Below are 9,404 nucleotides of genomic sequence, written 5' to 3' on the forward strand. Positions count from 1 at the left end.
TGACCGGCGCGACCGAGGCGTCGCCGCCGGTGGCCTCCCGGCCGGTGGAGCAGCCGGTGGCCAGGCCGAGGACGAGCAGCAGGCCGGCGGCGGCGACTGCACGACTGGTGGTGCTGAACATGGACAGCTCCTTCGAGCATTCGTCGGCAACTATGTTTGTCGCTGGAAAGTTGGGCCGGCCAGGGGAGAGGCGCCAAGGGCAGGCCCTGCGAGGAAATGGGGCGGGTGTGGACTGTGAGTCGCGACAACCACCCCAAGAACCGACATGTTCGAACGGTTGGGAACATATGACATCTGAGCCATGGGCGCCGTCAAGGGGCAGGCAGGCGAGCCATCCGGCAGGCCGGGATCGTGAGCACTGGCGTCGCAAGCGCCCCCCACAGCCCAGTCCACGTCCATTCCCTCCTGATGCTCCTTCTACACGTCAAACCTACTGCAATTGACCCGATATGACTGATCGTCAGGCAGTCGAGGACCGGGCGCCCCGACCATGGCCACCGTCGCCGGGCCGCCGTCAGTTTCCTGTCGCACGCACTCTGGACGGCGCACTGCTCCGCGAGTACGGTGATCGCCGGAAGCTGGCAGTGATGCTTTCTGCGTGATTTTGTTAGCTCAGACAGCTGAATCGTCATCAGGCGTCGTCCAGGACTCTGCCCGAAGTCGGCGGGCACCGGACAGCTATGCACGTCTGCACTGCTGCTCGGCGTACCACCCCTGGCGCGACGCGGTGGGTGTACCCCCTGCCGCCTACCGCCCCATACGGGCCGGCTTCTCCTGAGGGATTCTGCGCTCAGAGTCCCTCCCGATGCCCAACCCGGCGCCGGCCGACCGGGCTCCACCGTCAACCGGTCGGTCACGTCGGCGACCGCTCGTCCGTCACGGCCTTCTGTCGCCCCCTGGGCGGCCGAAGCATCTCGCTCCCTCCCTGGGCAACGCGAGCAATCGTTGTGGATTGCGGTAGGCACGGGGGCGAGCCCGCGAGATCGAGTTCTCCTACCGCCGGGAACTCGGCTGCCTTCCGCCGGGCTGCACGTCGGAACACCACCACCCCGAGGATCAACAGAGCAGGGAGTCCGCCATGGATCGTCGTAGGTTTCTCTCCGTCAGCCTCCTGAGCACAGCCACACTGCTGGCCGCCGGCGTGCCGGTCGGCTCGGCGGGTGCGGCCCGGTCGGGGTTCGGCTTCGCTGCCGACGGGAGCGGGTTTCTGCTCGACGGGCAACCGTTCCAGATCCGCAGCGGCGAGATGCACCCCGCCCGCATTCCCGTCCCGTACTGGCGCCACCGGATCCAAATGGCGAAGGCCATGGGGCTGAACACCGTGGCGGTCTACCTCATGTGGAATCAACTGGAGCAGCAGGAAGGGGTGTTCGACTTCCGAACCGGTCCGCGTGACATCGAGGCCTTCATCCGCCTGTGCCAGGAGGAGGAGATGTGGGTGCTGATGCGGCCCGGACCGTATGTCTGCGGTGAGTGGGACCTCGGCGGCATCCCTCCGTACCTGTTGGCACACCCGGACATCAGGCTGCGTGTCAGCAGCAGCGGCGACCCGCGGTACATGGCTGCCGTCACCCGCTACATCGGGCAGGTAGCCCCCCGGCTCCGGCCGCTGATGGCCACGAACGGCGGGCCGATCCTCATGGTTCAGATCGAGAACGAGTACGGAACCTACGGCAGCGACTCCACCTACCTGGCCGAACTGCTGGAACTCTGGCGGGACGGCGGCATCGAAGGCCCGTTCTACACCCAGGACGGGCCGGCCGAGGTCCAGCGCAACCGGACCGTGGTCAGCGGCGGAGCGATCGGACTCAGCGGCGGCACCGCCGCGTCGATCGACGCCGTCCACCGCTCCTTCCCCACCGTTCCGGTCTTCGCCGGGGAGGTGTACCCGGGCTGGCTGACCCACTGGGGCGACAGCACCTTCCAGGGCGAGGGCAACGACATCTCGGGCACTCTCAAAACGTGCATGGACCGCGGACTGTCCTTCAACATCTACATGGTCCACGGAGGCACCAACTTCGGCTTCACCGCCGGGGCCAACGCCGACGACTCCTCCGGCAACTACCGGCCCGACATCACCAGCTACGACTACAACGCCCCGATCACCGAACAGGGCGCCGCTACCGCCCGCTACACCAAGTACCGCAACCTCATCGCCGGTTACCTCCCGAGCCCTCCGCCGCCGGTGCCGGACGCCCTCCCTACCATCTCCCGCTCGGAGGGAGCCGATCTGCTGCCGGTTCCGTACGCGTCGCTCTGGGACAACCTTCCCGCTCCGCTCCCCGCGGATGCCACCGTGCACCCCCGCCCGATGGAGACCTACGGGCAGAACTCCGGCCTGATCCTCTACAGCAAGCAACTCACCGGATACTCGGGCGGCCGGCTCGCGATCCGCTGGGTGCACGACTACGCCACCGTCTTCCTCAACGGCCTGTACTCCGGTGGCCTGTACCGGCAGACCCTCCCGGCAGGCGCCGCCGCGGCATCCAACATCGCCACCGCGAACGCCCCGCTCACCCTGAGGGCCTCCCCCGCGATCGGCACCTCCCCTCGCCTGGACATCCTCGTCGAAGGCCTGGGCCGGACCAACTTCGGCCACGCGCTCGTCGACCGCAAAGGCATCCTGGAGAGCGTCACGCTCCAGAACGCGGGCCCGCTGACGGGCGAGCTGACCGGCTGGCAGGTGACCACCCTCCCGCTGGACGACGCCTACATCGCCGCCCTGGAGCCGCGCATCGGCCGGCCGCGCAGGCCGGGGCTCTTCTTCCGGGCAACCGTGCAGCTGACAGAGGTGGGTGACACCTACATCGACCTCTCGGCGTGGACCAAGGGCGTGGTCTGGGTCAACGGCCACAATCTCGGCCGCTACTGGCACATCGGTCCCCAACGGCGGCTGTACTGCCCGGCACCCTGGTTGCGCCAGGACGCGAACGAGGTACTGATCCTCGACCTGCACCAGGTCGATCCCGCGCCGATCAGCTTGCACAGTAGGCTCACCGACCCGGCCGTCCCCCAGTCCGGGTTCAAGGTCATGTACGCGGACAGCCAGGAGACAGCCCGTGAGAACGGAGCCGCGGCCAACGCCATCGACGGCGACAGGTCCACCTTCTGGCATACCGCCTGGTCTGCCGGCAGCCCGTCCCTCCCCCACGAGATCCAGATCGACCTCGGCGCGCGCTACGACCTCACCTCCTTCTCCTACCTTCCACGACAGGACGGCAGTGGCAACGGCCGGATCGGCGACTACGAGGTATACGTCGCCGACTCCACAGCCAGCTGGGGCGGACCGGTCGCCACCGGGACCTTTGCCGACACCGCCACCGAGAAGACCGTCAACTTCGCAACCAGTACGGGCCGCTACCTCCGACTGCGCGTACTCACCGAGGCGGGTGGCCGCGGTCCCTGGACCAGCGCAGCCGGCATCTCGGCAACGGGCAACCCCTCCGCCTGAAGGACTCACCGCGGTTCGTCCCGGCAGTCCGTGCACGGTCAGTTCCGCGGAGGCACGTCCGCCGGGCCCGCGCCGGGCCCCGCGGCACGAATGCCGGCAGTGCCCCGACACTGGTTCTCGGCGAGGCCCTCCCCGCTGTCGGGAGGGAGGGGGGGTCCGTCCAGGTGCGCACAAGGGCAGTCAGCCGTTCTGTCGTCGTCCGGTGCTTCGGGTGGAAGGGCGTCGCGGGTGTCGTGGACGAGCCACTCGGAGAACCGCCGGGTTCCGGCCTGCAGGCTGGTGACGGGCTCCCACCCGAGCTCAGCTCCGGCCCGGTCCAGCAGCCCGTCACGGGCTCCTCGGCCCAAGCCCTGGATGTCGAACAGCCCGACCGCGGACGGATTGCGCAGGCTACGGTCGACCGCGTCCGCGACGTCGCCGACGTAGACCGGGTACGTGGTTCCGTCGCCGTGCTGTTCCGACATGGCTCGCCCGGAGGTCCGGTCGCCCGCGATCGGAGTCCCGGGCAGGCCCGGCCCGTAGACCGGTGACAGTCGGAGCACGGTGACGGCCGCCTCCTGCGCATCCGGCTGCAGGACGACGTGGTGGGCGTGGTTCACCGCCAATGGTCCGCCCAGACAGACGAGCTGCCGCACCCCGGCTTGGCCTGCGTGGTGGAGGATGTTCTGCAGCTGGCCCCAGAGACGCCCGATGGCAGGTGCGCAGTCGAGGGAGTTGTCCGGTGGCAGCACATGGACGATGGCGGTGAGACCGCGGAACTCCCCCTGGAGCGCGCCCCGTACGGCCGGGTCGACCAGGCGCTCGGTCACGCCGGGATAACCGGGCCCGGTCGGGCTCCTGGCGAGTGCCGCGACCTCCCACCCGAGGTCCGCCAGCCGGTTCGCCAGCGGGACGGCCAGCGGCTGGTCGGCGCCGGTGACGGCGATTCTCAGCGGGCGCCGGCGTCTGGCGGGTCCCCCGCCCGTCGGGGCCGGCCGGAGCCGTGAGCCCGCGGCCACCCCGGTCGAGTAGGCGACCCTGACGAGACCCCGAATCTCCTCCTGCCGGTTGTTCAGGACCTCTCCCAGAGCCCAGAGTCGATGTTCGGGCACCTGCGGATCGCAGCCGCGGCCACCATTGACCATGCCCATCAGCAGCACGGTCTGCCAGGGGGCTGTCGGCGAATCCGGGCCGGCGTACGCGGCGGGTTCGACGAGCGGTCCGCCCGCCTTGGCGAGCAGGGTACGCAGGCGTGTGCGATACCTCTTCGGGTTGCACCCGAGCCGGGAGAGATAGCGGTCGGCGCTGATGGTCTCCCAGCCGTCCCCGGTCCGAGTCGCCACCAAGGCTCGTCCATGCCGAAGGAACGGCACGGCATCGAGGGTCGCCAGGCCGTCGGCCAGCTCCCAGGTGCACTGCACGGGTGGGTCGGGACCGCCCACCGACCACGGCGGCACGGCGAAGTAGGTCGGCATGCCCAGGGCCCTCAGGTAGCGGGACATCAGCACGCCCGAGGCCTGGGGTTCGCCGCCATCGGCTGCGAAGGCCGTGAACCCGGACGCGGCCTGGGCGGGCAGCACCATGGCCGTCATGGGAGCGCGCTCGTGGGTGGCCGGCGCCCAGCGGTGGCCGGACAACGCTGCTATCCGGACGGCCGCGGCCTGGCAGGAGCCAGGCTTCGCCGCGAAGGCAAGGGCCGCTTCCGGCACGGCCGTTGCAGCCGACCGGGCCGCCGCGAGGCCCGCAGGTCCGAGAGCTTCTAATGCGGATGCCCCGAGCACGAGGTGGTGGGTGGAGGTCCGCGGGACGTGGCGCCAGGCGGCGAGCGGATCGTCGGGCGTGGTCACCGCCCAGGTCAACCGAATTTCGGGCATCGGAGGATTCCTCTCCTCGGGCCCGGCCCCGCCGGTTGCCCGCCCTCTCCGGGACGGGGATCGTCGGGACCGGCGGGACTCGGGCTGTTTCTCTCCTGAGCGCTACTTGATGGATCCGGCGGTGAGTCCGGAGACCACGTGGCGCTCGATGACGGCGAAGAGGACGATGACGGGGAGGATGGCGACGACGGATCCGGCGAACAGGTAGTTCCACTGGACGGTGTAGTTGCCGATGAAGTTGTTGATGCCGACGGTCAGCGGCTGGCTGTCCGGGACGGTGGTGAGCCGAAGCCCCATCACGAACTCGTTCCAGGCCGAGATGAAGGTGAAGATGAGGGCGGTGACGATGCCCGGCATGGCGAGCGGGACGGTAATGCGGCGCAGGGTGCCGATCCGGCCCAGGCCGTCGATGCTCGCGGCCTCCTCCAGTTCGGCGGGGATGGAGGAGATGTAGGCGGTGAGGATCCAGATGGCGAACGCCAGGTTGAAGGCGGCGTTGCAGATGATCAGGGTCCAGACCGAGTTGAGCATGTCGAACTGGTAGAACTCGCGGTAGAGGCCAACCAGCAGCGAGGTCGGTTGGAACATCTGGGTGACCAGGACGAGCAGCAGGAACGCCTTGCGGCCGCGGAAGGGTTTGCGCGCGGTGTAGTAGGCCGCGGGCAGTGCGACGAGCAACACCAGCAGGGTGGATCCGGCCGCGACCAGCAGGGTGACGCGCAGGTTGGTGCCGAGGGTGGAGTCGGTCCAGACCTTGACCAGGTTCGACCACTCGAAGTGCGAGGGCAGGTAGGTGGCGTCGCGCAGCTCGTCTGCGGGCCGCAGCGCGGTGACGATCATCTCCAGGTAGGGGATGACGAACAGTGCGGCCAGCAGCCAGGCGACCGCGGTGATCACCAGGGTGCGCGGGCTGATGCCCCGCCGGATGCGGGGGGTGGGGGACGTCATCGGTTCTCCTCGTTCCAGCGGCTGACCTTGAGAAAGGCCAGGACCATGACGACCACCAGACCGAAGTTGACGACGGACATGGCGGCGGATTCGCCGATGTCGGTGTTCATCAGCTGGAAGGCGAAGACGGTGGTGGTGGCGGTCGCGCTGTCGGGGCCGCCCTGGGTGGTGCCCCAGATGACGGGGAAGGAGTTGAAGACGTTGATCAGGTTGATCACCAGGCCGACCATCAGTGCGGGGCGCAGCAGCGGCAGGGTGATCAGGCGGTAGGTCTGCCAGGTGCTGGTGCCGTCGACCTTGGCGGCTTCGTAGACCTCGCCGGGGACGGTCTGCAGGCCTGCCAGCAGGGTGTAGGTGGTGAACGGCAGCGAGACGAAGACCGCGATCACGACCATCCACGGTTTGGCGGTGGCGGGATCGCCCAGCCAGTCCTGGGGGCCGTCGATCAGGTGGAGGTCGACCATCGCGGTGTTCAGCACGCCGGCGGTGCGGTCCAGCATCCACTTGAAGCCGATGGAGGTCATCAGCACCGAGGCGGCCCACGGGGCGATCAAGGCCCAGCGGGTGAGGCGCCGGCCGGGGAACTGCTGGTTGAACAGCTGCGCCAGGGCGAGCGAGATCACGATGGTCAGGGTGACGACGGTGATCGTCCACACGACGGTCCAGCCGAGGACGGCCAGGAAGTCCGGTTGGTCGAAGAGCTTGGTGTACTTGTCGAGGCCGGCCCAGCCCCGGACGAATCCGCTGGTGCTGATCCGCAGGAACGAGGTGCGGACCATCTCGACCACGGGCCAGAGCACAACGGCGAGGATCAGCAGGACGGCCGGTCCTATCCACGGCCAGGGGCCGAAGCGGGATGCCACCGACCTCTTGGGCGGTGCGCCCGGCCGGGCACCTCGGGCGCGGTGCGCGCCGGTCTTCGACGACAAGGGTTTCGCCTTTCCTCGGGTGCGGCCTGTGGCCGCACGGGGGTGGGTGGGGCGGGAGACGGAGAACGGCCGTCTCCCGCCGTGTCGGGACGTCCGGCGACGTCCCGTTCGGCTGCCGCCGGGCTCGGTGGCGGCTCCTCGGGAGCCGCGGCGGCAGGCCGCTCGCCGGGCCGGCCGGTTACTGGTTGGCGGCGGCGTCCTTCGCCTTCTTCTGGAGGTCGGCGAGGACCTTGGCCGGGTCGTCCTTGACGGCGGTGCCGACGCTCTTCTTGATCTCGGCGGAGACGGCGTCCCAGGTGGTGTCGCCCAGCGGGTAGAAGGAGGCGGTGGGCAGCAGGTCGAAGAACGGCTTGAGGTCGTCGTGCTTCCCGCCGGTCTGCATCTCGGCCAGGGTGTCCTTGGTGACGGGCATCAGGTTGTAGAGCTCGTCGAACTTCAGGGTGTTCTGCTTGGAGTAGGCGTAGTCGAGGAACGCCTTGACCTGCTGCTGGTGGCCGTTCTTCTTGAACGCCATCACCCAGTCCGCCACGCCCAGGGTGGACTTGAGCGGCCCGTCCTTACCGGGAATCGCGGTGGCCGCGTAGTCGACCTTGCCGTCCTTGGACTTCTGGATGAGCGAGGGGTGGCCGTTGAGCATCGCGGCCTTGCCGGCGGCGAAGTCCGCGAAGGCGGTCTTGCGGTCGGTGGTGGCCGGGTTGGGGTAGGTCAGGCCCGCATCGACGAGATTGGCCTTCAGCCAGGAGAAGGTGTCGGCGTTGGCCTTGCTGTCGATGGTGTAGGCGCCGGTGGCGTCGGTGTAGCCGCCGCCGTTGCCGAGCTCCCACATCATCGCCTCGCCCTGGGCCTCCTCCGGGCCGAGCGGGAGGGCGTACGGGGTGACGCCGGGGACCTTGGCCTTGATCAGCGCGGAGTCCTTCTTCACGTCGTCCCAGGTCTTCGGGGCCTCGGTGATGCCGGCCTGGGTGAAGATCGCCTTGTTGTAGAAGAAGGCGCGCGCCGAGGAGACGAACGGGATGCCGTACTGGACGCCCTTGACCTGGCCGGCCTTGGCGAAGGTGTCGATGAAGTTGGCCTGGGTGGCGGGGGACAGCACGTCCGAGGCCTTGTAGAGGAGGTCGTCGGCGACCTTGTCCGCGTAACCGCCGGTCTGCAGGACGTCCGGCACGTTGCCCGACTGGATCATCGTCTTGACCTGCTTGTCGATGTCGTTCCAGTTCACGACCTGGAGGTCGACCTTGACCTGCGCGTTGCCGGCCTCGAATCCCTTGATCACGTCGTCCCAGTAGGCCTTCGAGCCGTTGGCCGCCGTGTCGCCGTAGTCCGCCACCACCAGCTTGATGGTGACGGGGCCCTTCGTGTCCGCGCCGCCGCCACCACCGCTGCTGCCACAGGCGGTGAGTGCCAGAGCTCCGACGGCACAGAGTGCGGCAAGGTTCAGGGGTGTCTTCTGCAAGAGTGGTACCGCCTTCTTGGTGCGGGCCTGCCGGACGGCCGGCTCACGTGGTGAGGGGGATTGACGCTGCCTCGGACGCGATCTGCCGGATGGGCAGGACGGAGGCCGGTGTGCGGGGAGGCGGATGCGCCTCCGATGGGAACAGCGTGGCCGATGGTCGGACAGAGGTCTACGCCAGTTATCGAAAGGTGCGCCTGATTGCAGCCCGCGCCCGCCGAATGGGGCGTATCGGGCACTCAACTCCATGAGGTCTAGACCAATATGGCTATTGCGAGGGAGTGCGGTACAGGCTGGCTCCCCGTCATGGTCCGCTCCGTCCCTTGGAGATCCCGCCCGCTCGTCGCCTCGGGCGTCGCGCTCGAACCTGGTCCCGCCCCCGGTCGTCCCAATGGAGTTCCGCGTATGGCGCAGGCCCGGCCCTGGGCGTTGGATGAACGCCGGGCCGGGCCCCTTCGGATGGAGTCGGGACGACAGGATTGGAGGGTCGAAAGCGCAAAGGGCTGGTTGGACGGGGATGGCGGCGGCCCTCTGGGCACGGACACTCTCCAGTGGCTTCAGGCGAGGTGGGGCGGGCATCCAAGGGACTGGCCCCCGCCCGACCGGCAACTTTCGCGCTCTTTGGAAGGGCGCCGGGCGTGTTGGCCGTTTCCGTGGGAGCGCAGCGGGGGTTCCGGTGGTGTCATCCGGGTTGTGCGGTGATCTGCAGTTCGAACCAGACGGTCTTGCCTCGGGGAGTGAGGTAGTGGCCCCAGTCCCGGGCCAGTGCCGCG

At 68.8% G+C, this 9,404-nt stretch carries 5 protein-coding genes; 1 reads left to right on the top strand and 4 read right to left on the bottom strand.

Going from position 1 to position 9,404, the window contains the following annotated elements:
- Nucleotides 1–1,246: 1,246 nt before the first annotated feature.
- Nucleotides 1,247–3,451: a beta-galactosidase gene (locus tag AB0K43_RS30780; protein WP_363645607.1), complete on the top strand. Its 2,205-nt coding sequence runs from the start codon at nucleotides 1,247–1,249 to the stop codon at nucleotides 3,449–3,451.
- Between the two features lie 38 nt (nucleotides 3,452–3,489).
- Here AB0K43_RS30780 and AB0K43_RS30785 read toward each other — a convergent pair whose 3' ends face one another.
- From AB0K43_RS30785 to AB0K43_RS30800, 4 genes are all read right to left on the bottom strand, one after another.
- Nucleotides 3,490–5,304, bottom strand: a complete 1,815-nt coding sequence (locus AB0K43_RS30785) for a hypothetical protein (RefSeq protein WP_363645599.1) — start codon at nucleotides 5,302–5,304, stop codon at nucleotides 3,490–3,492.
- Nucleotides 5,305–5,406: 102 nt separating this feature from the next.
- Nucleotides 5,407–6,252 carry a carbohydrate ABC transporter permease gene (locus AB0K43_RS30790; protein WP_363645601.1) on the bottom strand — a complete coding sequence of 282 codons (846 nt, stop codon included), beginning with the start codon at nucleotides 6,250–6,252 and terminating at the stop codon, nucleotides 5,407–5,409.
- Entirely contained in the window at nucleotides 6,249–7,115 is an 867-nt protein-coding gene (locus tag AB0K43_RS30795; protein ID WP_363645603.1) for a sugar ABC transporter permease, read from the bottom strand. The genes AB0K43_RS30790 and AB0K43_RS30795 overlap by 4 nt, the downstream gene beginning before the upstream one ends.
- Before the next feature lie 244 nt (nucleotides 7,116–7,359).
- Complete coding sequence (locus AB0K43_RS30800) at nucleotides 7,360–8,634, bottom strand: extracellular solute-binding protein (RefSeq protein ID WP_363645605.1); 1,275 nt, start codon at nucleotides 8,632–8,634, stop codon at nucleotides 7,360–7,362.
- Nucleotides 8,635–9,404: the final 770 nt, after the last annotated feature.

The sequence above is a fragment of the Kitasatospora sp. NPDC049258 genome, assembly GCF_040678895.1.
Lineage (GTDB): Bacteria > Actinomycetota > Actinomycetes > Streptomycetales > Streptomycetaceae > Kitasatospora.